The sequence below is a fragment of the Spartinivicinus marinus genome (assembly GCF_026309355.1).
Classification (GTDB): Bacteria; Pseudomonadota; Gammaproteobacteria; order Pseudomonadales; family Zooshikellaceae; genus Spartinivicinus; species Spartinivicinus marinus.
Window position 1 is genome coordinate 3,560,307 of the sequence record NZ_JAPJZK010000001.1, and the last position, 18,836, is coordinate 3,579,142.

Annotated in this window: 16 protein-coding genes; 8 read left to right on the top strand and 8 right to left on the bottom strand. The window is 39.2% G+C overall.

The window, feature by feature from the left end:
• Positions 1 to 362: 362 nt before the first annotated feature.
• The gene (fdhA, locus tag OQE68_RS15995; RefSeq protein ID WP_180571243.1) at positions 363 to 1,559 is read left to right on the top strand and encodes a formaldehyde dehydrogenase, glutathione-independent; all 1,197 of its coding nucleotides are present in this window, start codon (positions 363 to 365) and stop codon (positions 1,557 to 1,559) included.
• 113 nt (positions 1,560 to 1,672) lie between these two features.
• Here fdhA and OQE68_RS16000 read toward each other — a convergent pair whose 3' ends face one another.
• From OQE68_RS16000 to OQE68_RS16010, 3 genes are all read right to left on the bottom strand, one after another.
• Complete coding sequence (locus OQE68_RS16000; protein WP_180571242.1) at positions 1,673 to 2,749, bottom strand: DUF3103 family protein; 1,077 nt, start codon at positions 2,747 to 2,749, stop codon at positions 1,673 to 1,675.
• 421 nt (positions 2,750 to 3,170) lie between these two features.
• Positions 3,171 to 3,842: a DUF2459 domain-containing protein gene (locus tag OQE68_RS16005; protein WP_180571241.1), complete on the bottom strand. Its 672-nt coding sequence runs from the start codon at positions 3,840 to 3,842 to the stop codon at positions 3,171 to 3,173.
• A 196-nt stretch (positions 3,843 to 4,038) separates the two neighbouring features.
• Positions 4,039 to 4,932, bottom strand: coding sequence for an IS982 family transposase (locus OQE68_RS16010; RefSeq protein ID WP_266195400.1), 894 nt, complete (start codon positions 4,930 to 4,932; stop codon positions 4,039 to 4,041).
• 148 nt (positions 4,933 to 5,080) lie between these two features.
• Here OQE68_RS16010 and OQE68_RS16015 point away from each other — a divergent pair, with 148 nt between their 5' ends.
• From OQE68_RS16015 to OQE68_RS16025, 3 genes are all read left to right on the top strand, one after another.
• A complete protein-coding gene (locus OQE68_RS16015; protein ID WP_180570523.1) occupies positions 5,081 to 5,434 on the top strand; it encodes a hypothetical protein in 354 nt (117 codons plus the stop codon).
• Positions 5,435 to 5,595: 161 nt separating this feature from the next.
• Complete coding sequence (locus tag OQE68_RS16020; RefSeq protein ID WP_180570524.1) at positions 5,596 to 5,826, top strand: DUF2789 domain-containing protein; 231 nt, start codon at positions 5,596 to 5,598, stop codon at positions 5,824 to 5,826.
• 120 nt (positions 5,827 to 5,946) lie between these two features.
• Positions 5,947 to 6,363: a hypothetical protein gene (locus tag OQE68_RS16025; protein ID WP_180570525.1), complete on the top strand. Its 417-nt coding sequence runs from the start codon at positions 5,947 to 5,949 to the stop codon at positions 6,361 to 6,363.
• A 123-nt stretch (positions 6,364 to 6,486) separates the two neighbouring features.
• Here the strand turns inward: OQE68_RS16025 and OQE68_RS16030 are convergent, their stop codons facing one another.
• Positions 6,487 to 8,175: a S8 family peptidase gene (locus OQE68_RS16030; RefSeq protein WP_180570526.1), complete on the bottom strand. Its 1,689-nt coding sequence runs from the start codon at positions 8,173 to 8,175 to the stop codon at positions 6,487 to 6,489.
• A 638-nt stretch (positions 8,176 to 8,813) separates the two neighbouring features.
• Between OQE68_RS16030 and OQE68_RS16035 the strand changes: the two genes are divergently transcribed.
• From OQE68_RS16035 to OQE68_RS16045, 3 genes are all read left to right on the top strand, one after another.
• On the top strand, positions 8,814 to 9,587 hold the full coding sequence (locus OQE68_RS16035; RefSeq protein WP_180570527.1) for a substrate-binding periplasmic protein: 774 nt from the start codon (positions 8,814 to 8,816) through the stop codon (positions 9,585 to 9,587).
• A 365-nt stretch (positions 9,588 to 9,952) separates the two neighbouring features.
• Entirely contained in the window at positions 9,953 to 10,645 is a 693-nt protein-coding gene (gene pdsR, locus OQE68_RS16040; RefSeq protein WP_180570528.1) for a proteobacterial dedicated sortase system response regulator, read from the top strand.
• A gap of 12 nt (positions 10,646 to 10,657) precedes the next feature.
• Positions 10,658 to 12,808, top strand: coding sequence for an ATP-binding protein (locus OQE68_RS16045; RefSeq protein WP_180570529.1), 2,151 nt, complete (start codon positions 10,658 to 10,660; stop codon positions 12,806 to 12,808).
• Here the strand turns inward: OQE68_RS16045 and OQE68_RS16050 are convergent.
• The 4 genes from OQE68_RS16050 to OQE68_RS16065 all read right to left on the bottom strand — a co-directional run bounded on the left by OQE68_RS16050 (position 12,749) and on the right by OQE68_RS16065 (position 16,476).
• Complete coding sequence (locus OQE68_RS16050) at positions 12,749 to 14,197, bottom strand: hypothetical protein (RefSeq protein ID WP_180570530.1); 1,449 nt, start codon at positions 14,195 to 14,197, stop codon at positions 12,749 to 12,751. The two genes, OQE68_RS16045 and OQE68_RS16050, sit on opposite strands and share 60 nt — an antisense overlap.
• Before the next feature lie 23 nt (positions 14,198 to 14,220).
• Positions 14,221 to 14,793 (bottom strand): MiaE family protein, encoded by a 573-nt coding sequence (locus OQE68_RS16055; protein ID WP_180570531.1) that lies wholly within the window; start codon positions 14,791 to 14,793, stop codon positions 14,221 to 14,223.
• A 185-nt stretch (positions 14,794 to 14,978) separates the two neighbouring features.
• Positions 14,979 to 15,275, bottom strand: coding sequence for a hypothetical protein (locus OQE68_RS16060; RefSeq protein WP_180570532.1), 297 nt, complete (start codon positions 15,273 to 15,275; stop codon positions 14,979 to 14,981).
• A 271-nt stretch (positions 15,276 to 15,546) separates the two neighbouring features.
• Positions 15,547 to 16,476, bottom strand: a complete 930-nt coding sequence (locus OQE68_RS16065; RefSeq protein ID WP_180570533.1) for a substrate-binding periplasmic protein — start codon at positions 16,474 to 16,476, stop codon at positions 15,547 to 15,549.
• A gap of 36 nt (positions 16,477 to 16,512) precedes the next feature.
• Here OQE68_RS16065 and OQE68_RS16070 point away from each other — a divergent pair, with 36 nt between their 5' ends.
• Entirely contained in the window at positions 16,513 to 18,318 is a 1,806-nt protein-coding gene (locus OQE68_RS16070) for a DEAD/DEAH box helicase (protein WP_180570534.1), read from the top strand.
• The last annotated feature ends 518 nt before the right edge of the window (positions 18,319 to 18,836 follow it).

The following is an 18,836-nucleotide window of genomic DNA, read 5'->3' on the forward strand; positions in this document are numbered from 1 at the left end:
AGCTGGTCGTTACTATAGCTGGTTATTACTATAGATAGCACTAAGAGATAGCACTAAGGTGCTTAACTAGCGAAGCATGAGACAACTCCGGCAGAGTAATGATATACCTTGTAAGTATAGGCTACAGGGGCTTTGTTTTTCATCGTGTCTTGAATTGCAATAAGATTGTCTCTTCCAGCTAAGCGGTTATGCATATTCTCGCGTTAGTTTGTATAAGTGCAAATTTAAATTTGTGTGAATGATTACTATAGCCAAAGAACGGATATAGCTTAAACAAGAGGCATATAAGGATGCCTTAATAAACAGAGAGGATTATAAGGTGGCTTATAGTGCTCTCAATGAATAAAAGCGAGAAAATAACTATGTGCTCAGCGTCAAATCGTGGTGTCGTTTACATGGGCCCAGGCCATGTAGAAGTTCAGTCAATTGCATTTCCAGAACTGGCCTTAGGTAAGCGGAAATGTTCCCATGGGGTCATTCTAAAAGTAGTATCTACTAATATTTGTGGCAGCGACCAGCATATGGTAAGGGGAAGAACCACTGCGCCTGAAGGCTTGGTTTTAGGCCATGAAATAACTGGAGAAATTATTGAGTGTGGTTCTGATGTCGAGTTTTTAACAGTAGGGGATCTAGTTTCCGTACCTTTTAATATTGCTTGCGGTCGTTGCCGAAACTGTAAAGAAGGGCAAACAGGTATTTGTTTGCAGGTAAACCCTGCGCGCCCTGGTGCCGCTTATGGGTATGTCGATATGGGAGGCTGGGTTGGTGGTCAGTCTGAATATGTGATGGTGCCTTATGCCGATTTTAATTTATTAAAATTCCCTGATCGTGACCAGGCAATGGATAAAATTCGTGATTTGACACTATTATCCGATATTTTTCCAACCGGCTTTCATGGCGCAGCAACAGCAGGTGTTGGGCCAGGCTCCACTGTTTATATTGCGGGTGCAGGGCCAGTTGGTTTAGCTGCAGCTGTATCAGCTCAACTATTAGGAGCTGCTTGTGTGATTGTGGGGGATATGAATCCAGCTCGACTTGAGCAAGCCCATAGTTTTGGCTGTGAAACTATCGATTTACGTCAAGATGCAACTGTTCCTGAATTGATTGAGCAGGTGTTGGGTGTGCCAGAAGTAGATGCTGGTGTGGATTGTGTTGGTTTTGAGGCACGTTGCCATGGCTGTAATCATCATCAGGAACAGCCGGCAACTGTCTTAAATACGATGATGGAAGTAACCCGAGCAGGTGGTGGTGTGGGTATTCCAGGCTTATATGTCACCGGTGACCCTGGTGCAGTTGATGATGCAGCGAAAATGGGGCAACTTGGCGTAAGAATAGGTTTAGGCTGGGCGAAGTCTCATTATTTTTATACAGGACAATGTCCAGTCATGAAATATCATCGACAGTTAATGCAGGCTATTTTATGGGATAAGGTAAATATTGCTGATGCTGTAAACGTCCAGGTTATTTCTTTAGATGATGCACCGAATGGCTACGCTGATTTTGATGAAGGGGCGGCTACGAAATATGTAATAGATCCCCATGGCGTGGTTGCAGCTTAATCTATACTTTTTGCGAACTACATGTTGAGAGTGCTGATAGTTATCAGCAAAAAACCAGCCAGACTAAGCCTGGCTGGTTCTGTTAAGAACTGTAGTAAGTAAAAAAGTATTATTTAAAATGCTGTAAACTGTCTTGGTTGTAAGCTGATAGTCGCATTGCTATTGGCGCCAACATAACTATTATATGTGCGAGAATTTTCAAGCACATAAAATGAATCAACATAATCATCATCATTTTGGAACCAGCTATCTTTCATTGCAGAAAGCACTCTTTGTCCTATACCAATAAAGGGTTTTGCTTCTGGAATGCCGCCTAGCTCTAAGCCTTTACCAACAATTTCAAGTAATAGCTTAGCGAGTTCTTTATAGTTATAGTCGCTGTCTTGTTCAAAGAATAAAATATCTGCGACTCCCCAACGGTATCTTTCCCAATACACCAACACCTGATTTGGGTGATAGTCTTTACCATCTTCATCTAAGTAAGGCATATCAACAATATCAATTTGCGGCTTATCACGTTCTGCTGAAACCCCAGTAACAATCGCGTAGATTTCTGCTTTACCTAAAATCCAAGGCTCTTGGTCAGAAGTTAAGTTTATTTTTTTCAATATACTAGTATTTAAGGTTTCAGTATTATCTGACTTGCGACTACGTTGCATGCCTTTTGGTGAGGCTCCACTTAACCTGTCGTTTAATAATCTGATGCCTGCTTTTTGAATCTTTTTATCATCTGTGCCAATAACCACTACGGGTTGACTGGGTTGATTATAAACATCGAGATAAACGGTATTGCCTTGTTGATCAAATGCTTCAATAGCAGACCATTCAGACTCGTCACCATCAGGTACATAACTAATAAGGACCTCATTATCAGCATCCATGTCAGTCATTTTGGGAGTGACTAGTCGAACTTGCATAACACTTTTGGCGTAGCCCTGTACACCATATTTAGAAATAGTAGATTTATTGGCTTGGTGAGATAGCTTGTTAAGCTTTTTATTATTAGGAACAGCCTTGGCTATAGCTGCTAAATCCAGCTTGTAATTATTATCTGCAAGGCTATAAGCTAACACTTCTGACTTGCCAGCCAATTCTAAGGCTATTTCTCGTCGAGTTTCACCTGGAGTGAGTGCAGAGGCTATGGCAGGAGCTAAAGCAGTTAATAGTACGACAGCTTTATTTATTTTCATATTAGTTAAGTTCCCCGTTATTGTTATTTTATTTGAAATATAAAAGAGTTTTATTTTTTGAGTTATCCCTTATATATAATCTTATATAAGGTTGTAGGTATTTTTCCTTATTGGTGTAGTGAGGCTAGCATTATTTTTTTGTTTATACAACTGTTTGAAAATTAAATTTACAATTGATGCATGAACATTGTTTTCGCTACTATCTACAGTAATAATGCATTAAAAATAATATGTTGCTTGTAAGTAAATCCTTCTATAGCACTATAATTGGAACTGTGGTTTTACTTGTTTTTAATAAAAATTTATATGTGAATCACAAAAGTAAAAAAAGTGTAAATTTAATTAAAATATAAATGAGTGTTTAATAGTTTTGGTCTGCAAAATCATGGTCAATTTTTGACTTGATAAACAAAGATGGACGCTATTGTAACTGTATACAGCACTGATAATACTTATTGGCTTTTTTTACCTGCTTAACCAAACTAGTTGCTGTCAAACTTATTTTGCTTACAGGCACTCCAGCTGTGATGAGCTGTTTGGCAGTCCAGTTATTACAGTTGTTGGTGAGGTAAAAATAGTCTTTGCCACTAAAAAAATGACTATCTCCATAAAGACCTGTTTGAATAGGGACAATTGTTCCTGTGGCGTCCCTTTGGAACGAGTCAGCAATAGCTGAATTAAGTTGTTGATGGGCAATAACTGATATTTTAATCTCAATAACCTCGCTGCTAGAAAAGTATTGGGTAGGATCGGTAGGTAAACCAACTACATGAAGTACACTATTGGTTGGCCAAAACGCTGCTTTCAATGCCATAGCACTAGTAACCTGGTTAGCTTGGTAAAAATCTTTATCACCCCAGCCAATTTCAAAGTAAAGGCTATTATTAAAATAGTTTTGAATAAATGTTAACTCTTTGGTCAGATTTTTTGTGGCAATTACCAGTCCTGTGTGCCAGCCATGACTGACAAGAAAAATGGTTCTTTCATTGTGCGGCAAGTCTGCGAGATAGCGCCAAGAGTGATGGGAGTTGCAATTTGTTAGGAGTAATAGCAGTAGGACTACTGTAACAAACCGTTTTAACTGTAGATGCATAGTTTAATACTCTATTGGGTTGTCATCCTCTTTGGCTAATATGGAGTAAGTAAACGACAAAAGAGTATCTATTTGATGAGTATTAACGAGCTTTTATCACTGGTTGCTGAGTATCAGTTGGTGATTGTCAGTTACTTTGTTAGTTTACCAGTAGCTAGCTATGTTTTGTTATTAATATAACGCAATGCTCGACTTTTCAGCCTATTAATTTAGATAACTGTAGTGGGGCATTGCCTTGGTTCCTATTAAATAATACACATAAGCTGTGCGATAACAGCTTGCGGGTCATTCGATTAGTCAAACTCCACAGGGTTCTGCCTTTGGTCCGCTGAATATTAAACCTTTCTACTAGCTGACCAATGGTTGTCTCAACTCGTCGTCGTAACCGATTAAGCTGGCTCCTCCAGGACTTGGGTAAAGGATCAATCATGTTATCTCTAACCGGGGTTTCTAGCTGAAGCGATTTTAACTCTAACAATTCAGCTTTAAATTCAGCCCCCAAATAACCTTTATCCCCTAACAACATGCCTGACGGCATACCTTCTGTTAACTCCCATACAGCTTCCCTTTCGCCATCACTTGCTGGGGTTAATGTAAATCCTGCTATGGCTCCATGAAAGTCAATAATGAGGTGCCCTTCAAAGCCATAATAGGTTTCCCCCTTGGATGCACAATAGCCATACTCAGCCTCTTCTTTAAAGCGGCGGCAATTTCTTGCACGTTTAAAGTGGCTAACAGGCAAAGGAAAACCATCGACAACATGTATAGGATCATTAATAGTACCCAGCTCAGCTGTTACTTGCTTTTGTAATTGTTGTTTTATCGCCCATAAATTAGCAGCTTGTTTAGCAAACTGGCTTCTTGAGCCTATGCCTGGAAAATACGCTTTCCAATGCTCTTTGAAGTATTTCCAGATAGCGGTATCAGCATCAAGGCCTTGAAATTCACCAATTAACTCCATGGTAATGACTTCTGCATCCGACAGTGAGGGCTTAATTCCTCGCTGACGTAATCGCCGTTGTTTTAATAAATCAGTTAAAACATCATCGACCCAACAATAAGTAGTTATGATAAACTCTTCCAGTGACATTCCCTTTCCTTGATATCCCTGTTTTCGCAAACTTAGGATGGGGTTAGGGTTTGTCATTTCAAGTTATTAAAAGTCGAGCATCGCGTTAATATATAAGCGAACGGCTCAACTTAACTGGATTGACTATTTATTATCAGTATTAGTTTATTTGTCTTCTATCCCAGGAATTATTTCATTCTCATTAATTTTTTATACTTTATTTATTATTCGAGGTAACCTGCTTGAGGTTAATGCATTAATCTACTTTTTACCAGTTGTTTCGATGGTATTAGTATTTGTACAAGTTGCTAGAAAAACTGACTTTGAACATTTACCTGGTTTTGGTAGGTTGTCTGGACTGATGTTAATGATGCTGCTCACTTGTATAGTAGTTTTAGTATTGCAACGGTTTCACTTTTTTGTCGGTTTTATTGCTTCAATTGAAAGCCTTATAGTTATTGCTATTATTATTTTTACCTTGTTTAAAATAGCTGGCGCTAAGATTATGAATAAACATCATTAGCTTATAAATAGATTCCTTTCAACAATGACTTTCAGGTCGAAATACTTGATTAAAGTATCCACGGCAAAAGGTATAGCAAAACAAAACTGTAGCCCTTTGGTAGATAGCTACTCTGTCAACTATACTTTGTACAAAAGATAGTCATTTTGATGAGAGTAGTTATGGATACCTCGCAGCACAATCTCAGTACTTTGTTTCAGCAGCTTGGCTTATCTGCAAGCAATGAAGAGATTGATAAGTTTTTAACTGTTCACTCTTTAAAGCCTGATGCTCAGTTAAGTGAGGCTGACTTTTGGAATGAGTCTCAAGCTGAGTTTTTAAGAGTGGCTGTTGAAGAAGATGCAGATTGGGCTGAGGTAGTAGATGAGCTGGATGCTCGGCTACGCCACTAAATGTATACGCAACTAAACTATAGGGTGAGGTAAAACATTTATCTTTAGGTATTCCTTTAGTTGTGAAGCTGGTTGTTGTTCAACCAATTGACATTTTAGGTAAATACAAGGATGTTTCCAGTGAAACTCAGTGTGATTGTTATTAGTCTATTGCTCTCTACCCATTTATTGGCTGAAGAAGATAGAGCTTTGAAAGCCTGTCAAAAGGTAGGTATTTGTGTGTCAAATGAGCTAAAACAAGAGGCGATCAGTAAGTGCAAAGACTTGTTATCTGAGGTAAAGGGCAAAATTTCAATTGAGCCAGAGTGGGCAAAAGCCACTACTCGTAAATACTCACGTTATGTTGTGAATGGTCAAGTAAAAAGGGACTCTTTCTTCTCTGTTGACCTTTCTGCTACAGCGGAAGGAGGGGAAGAAATTAGCTTTATGTGCGTTTTTGATAAAGAAGATAACTTTGTTAATATCGGCAAACCAGTGGTAAAAACCAAAGATAATATGAATTTGTATCGTAAAGCAAAAGAGAAAATTAGATCTTAATTTTTATTTGCTATCTCATCCAGCCCCTTCTCCCTCACGGGGGAGAAGGGGCTGGATTTGAAGTACTTTCACGACATCCTCAGAGGGTGAGGGAGCTATAAAAGCTTTTTCTTTAAAGAAAGTTTACTTCAATACATTCAGTAACGTATAAGCGTCAACAATTCCGCCGCTTTTCGATAAGCTGGAAAACTTAACCAGCTCAGAATCCTCTGGTGACTTAACGTCTAACCCTGGGTAATCCCTAGTGGTATACATCAGCAGCTGTTTTAAGTAATAGCCATTCATCCAAGGGTATTGTGATAAACCCAATGCTGCAACGCCTGAAACTACAGGGGCTGCCATACTGGTTCCACTGAAAGCGGCATACTGATTATTAGGCGTAGTAGACAGAATTTTATGGCCAGGTGCGAATAAATCGACAGTACGTTTACCAAAGTTACTGAAGCTGGCTACCATATTCTCACCTTTTTTATAAGATGAAGCGCCTACATCAAGCCAGTTTGGATTACGATAGCCTGAATAGAATTTCATAAAGCGATTAGGGAAGTTATCGCCTTCATCGTTGTTCTGACTATCGTTACCTGCGGCATGAACTAATAAAACGCCCTTGCTAGCAGCATATAAAAAGGCTGAATCAACCACTTCCTTATGAGGGGAGTAGCTCTTGCCAAAGCTCATGTTAATAATATCGGCTCCATTATCAACAGCATAACGTACAGCATTTGCAACATCTTTATCACGTTCGTCACCATTTGGGACAACTCGTAAAGCCATTATTTTTACGTTGGAGGCAACACCCTTAATGCCTAGGTTGTTATTTCGGTCTGCTGCGATAATACCTGCAACGTGTGTACCATGATCAGAATCTGGCCCTATGACATCGTTGTTGCCATAGTTTGATTCCCAAAGGTTATTTGGATCATCTTTTACAATATCAGAGCGTGGGTCAAAATCAGTATTAAAGTAATAGTTTACTTTATTTGAATAGTATTCAACGTATTCATTTATTTTTTCATAGTTGCCAAACCTGTCTAGCACAGAAAGTAAGTAGGTTTTCGCTTCTATAATGCTTTCATCTGTGCTGGTTATATTTTCAAGTGATGCTTTTGAGAAATCCTCAATACCCAGTGCTTCTGTTAGCAGCTGCTTAAATTGGCTAGTTTTTACCTTATACTCGTTTGATTTTTCAAGAGACTTTTTGGCACCCTCATACTCGTCATGATAATCTTTACTTACTTTTTCAAAGTATTTCTTTTGTTCTTCCGTTAACTCTGTGCCGGATGCTTTTAAATCTAAATATTTTTTGTATTCACGCGTCACTTCAAGAGTATCAAAATTCACATGGCTGCCATCTCTACCGCCGATAAAGTTCCAGCCATATATATCATCAACATAGCCATTGTTGTCATCATCAATGCCGTTGTCTGCTATTTCTCCAGGGTTATGCCAAATTTTTCCTTGTAAATCTTCATGGAGTACATCTACACCTGAGTCAATAACCGCTACCACAACAGGCTTGTAATTGCTATGAGGCGCCAATTCCTTATAAACTCTATCGACCCCAGAGCCTTCAATGCCATCAAGAGAAGGGCTTTTATTAAACCAGTCTTTAATTTCTGTGGTATTTTCTAACCTAATGCTGCGTTTGAATCGATTTGGTTTTTTAACCGTTTCAATCTGCTCAATGATATCCCCTTTTGCATTAGTTAAGGGAGGGAGAGGCTCTATTGCAGATTGAGCGAAGCTAGAAAAACTAACACCGCTTAGTAATAAAGTGGATAAGGTTGATACTGCTATCTGCTTGGTTTTCATTATTATTTTTTCCTTATGTAGGTGTGTTAGCTAGAACAAAAGTTCAAAAAAACAATAAGTGACTTCTTATGTTGTTATTTAAATAATGTATTAGCGTTTTTATTTGGTAAATATCTATAGTATCTAATATTAAAAACAAGAATTAATATATTAGGCCAAAGTTTAAAACATACTTTAGTATTAGTAATACCTATACAATGTGTTGGCGTGCTATTTGTCCTGTTTTTATATAATAACGTTAGGTCTAATTGTTTATTATTTAGCTATCACTTGGTTGTTATTGAATTGTTTGCATAGTGATTGCTGTACATAAATTATTGTATTTTTCGCGTTATTGAAATTGTTAGGCAACCATACAAGGCAGCTGCACATGTGAATAAAAAGCTACTATATTATTTAGCTTAACACAACTAAACCAGCTGATATCAGATTGACTTATTGGTCGCTTTTTGGTTGATTTGTAATAGACTGACTGGCAAGTTGTTTCGGTAGTACTAGTATCCTTGAGTAGGATGATGTCTTATCTGTAAAGTACTGCTAGTCTTGTTGTAAGCAAAAGTGGCAAAACAAGTGGTTGATCATAAAACTAGATCCAGACTAATGATAATTGCAAAGGCAAAGATTACAGGTTGATTAAAATGAGATGGCTAATCAATCTATTGCTGGTGACAACCACTTCTGTGTTGGCAGATATAAACGACGAAAAAGTTATAAAGATCGTTACTGGTGAATACCCTCCCTGGATTTCAAAAAGCTTGAAACACGGAGGATTTGCTCAGCACATGACCTCAGAAGTATTTAAACTAGCTGGATATGATGTGAGGTATTTTTATTATCCCTGGGCCAGAACATTTAAAGAAGCACAAACAGACAAATATCATGCCACTATGGTGTGGTACTATTCCAGTGAGCGGGAGCGCTTATTTTATCATAGTGATTCACTATATACTGAAGAAGTTGTTTTTTTTCATCTAAAAACAACAGCGTTCTCGGGCTGGCAATCACTGGATGATATCGGTAGCTTTCGTATAGGTGCTACTCGGGGATATACTTATACTCCTGAGTTTTGGGATGCTCATAAAAATAATAGGCTAAATATAATTGTTAATAGCAATGATGTAATTAATTTTAATATGCTGATTAAAAAAAGGATTGATCTATTTTTATCTGCGACTGTTGCAGGGTATAGTTTGCTGTTGAAAGAGTTTTCCAAGGAACAAGTGGAAAAAATTACTTTTCATCCTCGCCCTTACTTTACTAATACCAATCATCTACTTTTTTTTAAAAAAAGGCATGACTCGAAAAAGCTTCTTAATATTTTTAATGATGGCTTACGGCGGCTGAAAAAAAAGGGCGTTTATGGAAAATATTATGATATGCTGTTGGAAGGCTATTATACTTCTCCTGAATGATATTTATAAAAAACGCTGTTAAACGCTTCCTAATTTTTACCGCTCAATTGTTTAGTCTAAATAATATTACCCTAATTTCATTGATCTCTAGAACGACTCAAGTTCTTCATAAAGACAAGCTTTTCATAAAGAAAGTTGAGCAAACTGCTTAGCTAGGAATACTCAGAACCTTAAATATTGAATGTAATATTCAGGTTTTGATACGGATTGTGATCAACCAATGACTAACAGTAAGAGACGATTGAGCTAACCTGAAAAAGATAAATGGCTTGCCTGTAGGTAACAAGCAAGGAATAATCGACTGTTGTACCTGCTATTAAGGTATATGATTTGCAAGGTGTATGATGTTTACGCGAGTATAGCTAATGAAGCGACGAATTGCTGTAGTTGAAGATGAAGCGGCTATTAGGGAAAACTACCGGGCAGTATTGACCCGTTATGGTTACGATGTGTCATTGTATAGTAACCGTCCAACAGCGATGAAAGCTTTTCGTGAACAGCTTCCAGAGCTAGCGATTATTGATGTTGGGCTAGAAGACGAAGTTGAAGGTGGCTTCGAGTTATGTCTTGAGCTACGCTCAATGGCGCCACAGTTACCCATTATTTTTCTAACAGCAAGAGATAGTGAGTTTGATGCGATATCAGGCTTACGGCTAGGGGCTGATGATTATTTGACCAAAGATATTAGCCTGGAGCACATGGTTGCTAGAATAGTCGCATTATTTCGTCGTATCGACTCATTAAAACAGTCACAGCAAAACTCACAACAAGTAGTAGAAGGGCCTTTGGTATTAGATCTGGATCGTATGACAGCGGTTTGGAAAGATGAGCCTGTACCATTAACGTTAACCGAATTTTGGTTGGTTCATGCGCTGGCTAAACACCCAGGACATGTTAAAAACAGACAACAACTGATGGATGCTGCTAATGTAGTATTAGATGACAGTACCATTACTTCACATATTAAGCGGATCAGAAAAAAATTCCTAAAGCTTGACCCTGCATTCACTGCAATTGAAACAATTTATGGGTTTGGCTATCGTTGGCAACCACATTAATCTTACCCTTTTATGCGCCTGCCATTACAGTTGTTATTTATCAGTCTATTCATGCTTGCGTTGCCTTGGGCGGGTTGTCAGTATGTAAAAGAGCTGGAGTCTGCTTTACGTAAAGGTCAAGAAAATACCTTGTTAGCGAGTGCTCAGGTATTGGCACAGTCCCTCGATGAGGTAGAACAGTTTTATCCTACGACTGCTTATATTAACCAAATGCCTCAAGCTGACAGCCAATTATATGCTTATCAATTGGCAAGACCGATGATTGTCGATGGTTATGCTGATGACTGGGTGCAAGAACAGCAGCAAATGAATTGGTGGCCTGCAAAAGCCGCATCTAGCCAAGTACAGCTATCGGTTAGTCTTGGTATATATCAGAATCAACAACAGGTGTCTTCTGGTTCACTGTATTTTCATTTCAACATTAAAGATAACCAACTACATTATCGTCCTTATCAAGAACGCCAGGTTTTTGCAGCTGATGCAATATTAATAGAGTTGCAGCACCCCTGGGGGACGCGTTCTGCTTATTTGCTGGATACCAGTGCCCCAGGTTTATTAAGGGCTAAGGAAATTACCCATCAGTTTGGTCAGTTAAAGTGGGTAATAAGAGATGATATTCATGGATACTGGCAAGAGTCTGCAACAGGTGTTGCTATTGAGCTGCAAATGCCGCTGTCCATTGTAGGGAATAGGGTGGCAATTAGTTATCTAGACTACCAGTCTGCTACTGATCAGGTGGTTATGTATAAAGTTGGACAGCCTCCACAGCTGTTAACCATGGCGGAACTGAATCAACACTTGCAGTTGCTGCCTCCACCAGAAGGCTATTTAATCAGGTCTAAGCGACAGTTAGCTGCTCAAATTGAGCCTTATGCTAACAATGTAGATGAGTTATTAGTTGTAGATAAGCAGGGTTGGTTGCTTGCTCGTACCTATCGATATCAAGATACCGAGCCAGATGAGTTTGAAGAAAGTCTTAGTTATGGCTTCTGGCGCTGGTTATATCGTTTATTGTTGGGTGATAAACGACAGTTAGCTACTTTTTCTGAAGTGGAAAACAGGTTTTATAATGAACAGGTACAAGCTGTATTAAAAGGAGAGGCTAATGCCCTGTGGTATCGCTCTACTAGTGATAAAACTAAGGTAGCAGTGGCTTATCCGGTTAAAAATGAACTGGGGGTGGTAGGGGCTGTTGTACTTATTAATAGTAGTGATGAGATTTTAACGTTAACTAATTCTGCCTGGCGGGAGCTGTTACAGATAACCCTATTAGTTGTTACGGTTTGTGTTTTTGCATTATTTGGTTATGCCAGCTGGCTGTCATTTCGGATAAAACGGCTCAGCGGTTTGGCTGAACAGGTGTTGAGTAAAGAAGGACAGTTAATTAGTTATTTCCCTGTATCTGGTGCCCAGGATGAAATAGGGGATTTAAATAGAAGCTTTTCAGTTTTACATAGCCGACTCATGGAGTACACCCACTACTTAAAAGGCTTGTCCAGTAAATTAGCCCACGAGTTACGTACACCACTGGCTGTTATTAAGTCGTCATTAGATAATATGGCCCTAGAGCCGTTGCCTGATACAGTAAAAACTTACCAGTCTCGAGCGATAGAAGGGGTCGATCGGTTGCGCTACCTGATTGAGGCTATGAGTGAGGCTAACCGAGTAGAGCAGAGTATTGCTAGTGCCGAGCCAGAACTATTTAGCGTAAAGTCAGTTGTTGAAGGCATGGGGCAAGCTTATCAAAGTGTGTACCCAAGCAAAGTATTCAAACTAGATATTACTGATAACCCTTGTCAGTTATGGGGGGAGCCTGAATTAATCAGTCAGATGTTGGATAAGCTGGTTAGTAATGCTGCTGATTTTACGCCTGATGGCCAGCAAATTACCATTGAACTGGCTGTATTGGAAAATGACTATTTGCTTGAAGTCAGTAATGAAGGACCATTATTGCCAGAAACTATGCGCCATCAGCTGTTTGATTCGTTAGTCTCTGTAAGAAAAGAAGCTAACAATAAACAACACTTAGGGTTTGGTTTATATATTGTTAAGCTGATTGTTGACTTCTACGAGGGCGAGGTTACAGCTGATAATTTGGATGACTTATCTGGTGTTATTTTCACAATTACCCTGCCTAAAGTTAATACTCTCACTATGGCGTAGAGTATCAAGAATTAATGCTAACCCCACTATTGGATCAGTTTGTAAATTGGGTAAGGGGGCTACTCCCCATTGAGATAGCTCATTAAAGATAGGGCAGTCGATTAATTGTTGGAGAGGCAGGGAGGGTAAAAAATTATCTCTACATAAATGGATGAATTTAAGGGTACGAAAGCCATCAAACCAATCAGTAGTCGTTGCTTGCCATTGTTGAGGAGTAGGGGGTTGCTTTAATACATGTCGTATTAATTTATTAATTCCCAACCACTCTAGCACTTTAAGTACTGACTGGCAGTCTGCTGATGAGAGTTGCTGTGATAACAGATACTCAGTAAAGGCATGTTGCCAATTGGCTTGTGGGTTTAGCAGAGTTGCTAGACTTTGACTTAACCAATAAAGCGTTAATTTTAGCCAGTAAAAGCAGCGAGGCTGATAATAGCAGTATTCAGTTAGTGGTTCAGGTAATTGGCAAATACTATTTAAAGCAGGTCCAGTACCAAACGGAACTCGATTCGAAATCCTAGCTTTCACCCTGATTGTTTGAGAGAGACATGTGATGCGGCCTAGTTTCGCTAATTTGTTTAAACAGTAAAAATCTTCTCCACCAGCACGTTTGGGAAACCCTCTCACCTGACAGTAGTACGGAATATTAATAGCTAACAGGCTGCCAATGGTATGGTAAGCAAAAGGAGAATTAGCCCAGTTTAGCCCAGCAACATAATATCTTAACTTAATGTCGTATAGTTGTTGGGCAACTAGCTGTTTTTTATAATGACCGGACTTATAGTGACTGGGCGGCTTGTCATTTTCACAGAAATCTGTGGTAGGTATTTCATGACTAAAATTAAATACGCCAGCTGCAGTGGTATCCGTTAAATGACTAGATATATTAAAATAATCAACAGGTAACACGACATCGGCATCAGATGAAAATAACCAGTGACTTAATAGTTTTTGCTGCTGATATAACTGGCAAGCAATGTCAGCTCCAATTTTTCTGGCTAAACCAACCCCTTGCTGTGATGGAATAAAAGTGTCAGGCTGATTGCGGTTAACCACTAAAATGTAATGGCGCTTAAGCCATTGATACAGGGTTAAGTGTTGTTGTTGCCACTGTTGTTGTAGGCTTTGACTTATGTGGTTAATTAACTGGTTATTTTTCGCTATTTTATCTGCACTGGCTTGTTCTGGCCGATTAACAATCAAAATCAGTAAACAGGGGTGAGAGGCTGCTGTAAAAGCAGGAGCTAGCTGTTGTAAAAAGCAGTAGTCTTCATTATAGGCGGGTATTACTAATGCTTGGTGAAATACTACAGGTATATTAGCAGCCACGGCTGCTTCTGGCTCAGCATAAACCGTTAAATATTGGTTAATAGGTGATTGTTTGGCCATCTTTTATTAGAGGTACCCTTAAGTTAGTGTAGGGCTGCTCTTATGGGTAAATTAGCGACAATATTTGCCTCAAATGCGAGCAACGCTTCAAGGCGCTCATCGACTGAGGCTTTATCAACATAGCAGTAGGCAAGCTCTAAAAACAGCTCATAATGGCGGCCTTCTGAGCGAGTAATAGCGGTGTAAAACTTTTTTAGGCGTCCTTCTGGCAAGGCCTCGGCAACTAGCCCAAACCGCTCATGGCCACGAGCTTCCACGATACTGGCGATTAATAATCGATCTAACAAATAAGCTTCTTTACCTTGTCGAATAGCCTTACGAAACTCGTTTACATAAGGGTCTTTAGCATCAGGAACTAGTTGCAATCCTTGCTGATAGATCAGCTGGGATACTTCACGAAAATGGCTTAGCTCCTCAATAGCTAAATCAATCATGGCTTTTATCAACTCTGGTTTATCTGGGTAGTGAGAAACCATGGACATTGCCATGCCTGAGGCTTTTTTCTCCGCGGTCGCATGATCCAATAAAAAGGCATCAAAATCAGCCATCACTGCTTCAATCCACGCAGCAGGTGTTGCAAACTGCAGCTTGTACATAATCTGTATTTACCCAGTATTTAACAAATAAGGAGGGTATTATCCAGATTATCTGGTAACTATCCAGAGAATAGCTTCTAAAACAATTAGTAGAGGTACTCTTCCGCTATACTCATACATTGATATGTTGCGTAATTGATAAGTGCCGTCTATCAACAACACCTATAAATACTATTGGATCTGGCCTATCGGTTTCTTACTTCTACCGCTTCGATTTTATCGAAAGGCACTAGAGCATCGTAGAACTCCTTACCTGTTAGGCTTTTCAGCTGCACCAAATGCTGGCCTATTGTACCTACTGTGCCAGAAAGTGTTTTGCCTGAAACCAGGTGAAGGGTTACTGCTTTTTTGGTTTTCTGCATCAGGTAGCTTTTAACTGTATCCTGAGTTGAGGGGGCTGTTTTTACCGCTTCAGCAGCATAGTTAGCGGCTGAAAATGCGTATAAAGAGATCGACAAGCAAGTAAAAAGTATTGGCTTCATTGTATAACAACCTAGGTCTAAAGATTATATATCATTCTCGAATGATTGTTAGGCTTTAAAACATAAACTCATGGGGGCAAATCTGATACTGCAAGACTTGCAGTAGCTACCTTAATTTACATAAAAGTGCTACTGGAACTCATCACTCGACGGTCTCCCCTAAAAACCATTCGCTTTGACTATAGATAGTTTTATAGACTATTTTAGCGAAGATAGTTATAAATATTTTTCTAAATTGAGTAATATATTTTACTTCAGTCTGTCTCTGTGATTAATGCTCTGCGTGTATTAAATCTCCGTTGTATTTTTGTATAATCTTGCTGTATTCACCACTCGTCTTAATCGTATCTAAACTACGATTGAACTGGGTAATTAATGCAGGGAGTGTGGTTTTTTTACTAAACATGACATGGATATTGCCTGTGTTGATCACTGGCATGGGGTGTCTGATAATTTGCTTACTTAAGCCGACCTTTTTTAAGTCAATTTCTGTTCCCGGTGGGTAGCCAATAAAGCCGTCAATTCGATTGGCGATTAATTTAAAAAAATTATCCTGCTCCGTTTCAGCTATATTCATGTACTTCTTGAATAAAGTTGTTTTTAGGAGTTGACTAAATGTGTCACCATAATAATTACCTCGACGAATGCCAAGACGAAACTTCAGGTGAGGTAATTCTGTAAGACTCATAAAGTTAAATTTATGAAGATCGTGGCTGCGAATATAGATAGCAATATATTCGTGTCGATAGGGTTCTGAAAAATAAGCAAACATTTCCCGTTTACTGGTTTTAGAGGCTTGTGCGGCTATATCGAGCAGCCCTTGCTCTAGCCAATGTACTTGTCTTTTCCATGGTATGTCCAAGCGAATAATTAATTCACACCCCATATGAGTGAAGATGGTCTTAATCAGCTCAACATCTAGTCCAGTTAACTGGGCGTCTTGATCAAGATAAGACCAAGGCTCTGTGTGAGTATCAAAGCTAATGATTAAAGGTTTTTTGCATGGCTTGCTGGCATCAATATGGCAACTGAATAGTATCGCTAAGAGCAGGAACGAGTTTTTTAGCAGTTTCATGCTTGAAAGTGTAGCTAAGGAACGTGCATGAAATAACTTCATTACAAACAAAACAGTAAGGCTATTTCTGGAAATATGGTAGACTGCCCAATGACAAATTCTATTTTCTACTGGTTTGGCCTCCATTACTGTCGCCTGCCCTGTTACTGAGGAAACAACTTAATGTCTTCAACACCTTCGCAGCCAACATTTGCGGACTTGGCGCTGACTGATTCATTACTGAAAGCTCTGGACGAAGTGGGGTATGAAACACCTTCCCCAATCCAGGCTGAATGTATTCCGCATTTGCTGGAAGGTAGTGACATTCTTGGCCAGGCTCAAACAGGTAGTGGTAAAACAGCTGCTTTTGCCTTGCCATTATTGGCCAGACTTAACCTTAAAGAAACCAAGCCACAGGTATTAGTATTAACCCCTACACGAGAGCTAGCAATCCAGGTAGCCGAAGCATTTCAAAGCTATGCCAAGTATATGAAAGGATTTCATGTGTTACCTATCTATGGTGGGCAAAGTTACTCAGTTCAGTTACGGCAATTAAAAAGGGGGGTGCATGTAGTGGTTGGTACCCCTGGCCGGGTAATGGACAATATCCGTCGTGGCAGTCTGCAGCTAGATAATTTGCAAGCTTTAGTGTTAGACGAAGCCGATGAAATGCTGCGGATGGGCTTTATTGATGATGTGGAGTGGATTATGGATCAAACGCCAGCCACACGACAGGTTGCGTTGTTTTCTGCCACTATGCCAACAGTTATCAGAAAAGTAGCAAGACAACATTTAAAAGACCCTAAAGAAATCAAAATTGCTATGCAAACGGCTACGGCTGAAACCATCAGTCAGCGCTATTGGGCTGTGCGAGGGGTGAACAAGTTAGATGCTTTAACGCGTATTTTAGAAGTAGAAAACTTCGATGCCATGATTATCTTTGTTCGTACCAAAACAGCGACCATTGAGTTGGCAGAAAAGTTAGAAGCACGAGGTTATTCTTGTGCTGCATTAAATGGGGATATGCCACAGAAACAGCGGGAAATGACTGTTAGTAGGTTAAAGAAACAGCAGTTGGATATTGTAATAGCTACAGATGTGGCTGCACGTGGCTTGGATGTTGAGCGTATCAGTCATGTGGTGAATTATGACATTCCATATGACACAGAAGCTTATATTCATCGAATTGGACGTACTGGACGTGCTGGACGAGAAGGACAGGCCATTTTATTTGTTGCTCCTCGTGAAATGCGCATGTTGCGGGCAATTGAAAAAGCCACTAAACAAACGATAGCGGCAATGGCGTTACCATCACCGAAAGATATCAATGATCAGCGGATTGAGCGTTTCAAGCAACGGATTACGGACACAATGGCAGGTGATGGGCTGGAGTTATTCTATAAATTAGTATCTGAATACCAGGCAGAACATGAAGTAGATGCGATTAATATCGCAGCGGCTTTGGCTAAAATGGTACAAGGTGAACAGCCTCTATTGCTGAATTTAAAAGCTGAAAAGTTTAAAAGTGAAGAACCTGAGGAAAAAGGCAGAAAACGCAGGCAATACAGCCATCAGGCAGAGCCACTAAAAGCCCATCCAGATATTGAAATGCAACGTTATCAGGTAGATGTAGGGCGTGATCATGGTTTGAAACCCGGTAACTTGGTTGGTGCTATTGCCAATGAGGCGGATATTGAAAGCCAGTATATTGGTGAAATATGCATATACGATGAATTTAGTACAGTTGATTTACCAGCAGGCATGCCTAAAGATGTGCTACAACTATTAAAAGGTGTTTATGTTTGTAGCCAAAAGTTGAATATAGGTACAGCAGGCAAAGAGCTTCCTGTCACTGAACGTAAGCCTAAACGGAATAAAAAGCAGGACTCTTTTAAAGGTAGCAAACGACGTAAAAGCAATAGTAATAGTAATAGTAATAGCAGCAGACAAGCTAAAAGCGGTAAAAAAACAAAACCTGTGAAAAAATAACAATTAGCCTCTTGCTTACACGGTTATTTCATAGATTTTACAAGTAAAAATTAAAGAAATAACCGTAGGCTTATGGAGGTAGTTCCCTTACTGAAAGCTGTCTTCGATACCTTCCTTCAAACACTTTTGTATTGATCATACTACAAGCACTTCCTGTTATGTGGATGGTGAGTTAATTGTACATCAAGGATGTAATTTAATTGATATAAATATGTCACCTATGACCTTAATGAGTGAGTTTTAGATTTTCTTACTATTCTTCTTCATAATCACCACAGAAAGTAGCGATACAACTAGTACGTGAAACAATTAATGGCCATATTTGAATACAAATATAATGTATTCTATTATCTATCTGATTAAAGTCCTAAGATACACAAAATTCGTCTATTGCTTAATTAAATATTCAAGTTGTAGATATGCCTAATATTAATGACTTTTAAGAAAGTCACATAGTTTGTGACTTTCAGTAGCAGAACGCCTAAGAGCATATAGGTGGTGGTATTGCATCTATAATA

Bases quoted from the DNA above. Each gene is read 5' to 3' on its own strand.
- fdhA (WP_180571243.1), top strand. From the start codon at position 363: ATGTGCTCAGCGTCAAATCGTGGTGTCGTTTACATGGGCCCAGGCCAT.
- OQE68_RS16000 (WP_180571242.1), bottom strand. From the start codon at position 2,749: ATGAAAATAAATAAAGCTGTCGTACTATTAACTGCTTTAGCTCCTGCC.
- OQE68_RS16005 (WP_180571241.1), bottom strand. From the start codon at position 3,842: ATGCATCTACAGTTAAAACGGTTTGTTACAGTAGTCCTACTGCTATTA.
- OQE68_RS16010 (WP_266195400.1), bottom strand. From the start codon at position 4,932: ATGTCACTGGAAGAGTTTATCATAACTACTTATTGTTGGGTCGATGAT.
- OQE68_RS16020 (WP_180570524.1), top strand. From the start codon at position 5,596: ATGGATACCTCGCAGCACAATCTCAGTACTTTGTTTCAGCAGCTTGGC.
- OQE68_RS16030 (WP_180570526.1), bottom strand. From the start codon at position 8,175: ATGAAAACCAAGCAGATAGCAGTATCAACCTTATCCACTTTATTACTA.
- OQE68_RS16035 (WP_180570527.1), top strand. From the start codon at position 8,814: ATGAGATGGCTAATCAATCTATTGCTGGTGACAACCACTTCTGTGTTG.
- pdsR (WP_180570528.1), top strand. From the start codon at position 9,953: ATGAAGCGACGAATTGCTGTAGTTGAAGATGAAGCGGCTATTAGGGAA.
- OQE68_RS16045 (WP_180570529.1), top strand. From the start codon at position 10,658: ATGCGCCTGCCATTACAGTTGTTATTTATCAGTCTATTCATGCTTGCG.
- OQE68_RS16050 (WP_180570530.1), bottom strand. From the start codon at position 14,197: ATGGCCAAACAATCACCTATTAACCAATATTTAACGGTTTATGCTGAG.
- OQE68_RS16055 (WP_180570531.1), bottom strand. From the start codon at position 14,793: ATGTACAAGCTGCAGTTTGCAACACCTGCTGCGTGGATTGAAGCAGTG.
- OQE68_RS16060 (WP_180570532.1), bottom strand. From the start codon at position 15,275: ATGAAGCCAATACTTTTTACTTGCTTGTCGATCTCTTTATACGCATTT.
- OQE68_RS16065 (WP_180570533.1), bottom strand. From the start codon at position 16,476: ATGGAGGCCAAACCAGTAGAAAATAGAATTTGTCATTGGGCAGTCTAC.
- OQE68_RS16070 (WP_180570534.1), top strand. From the start codon at position 16,513: ATGTCTTCAACACCTTCGCAGCCAACATTTGCGGACTTGGCGCTGACT.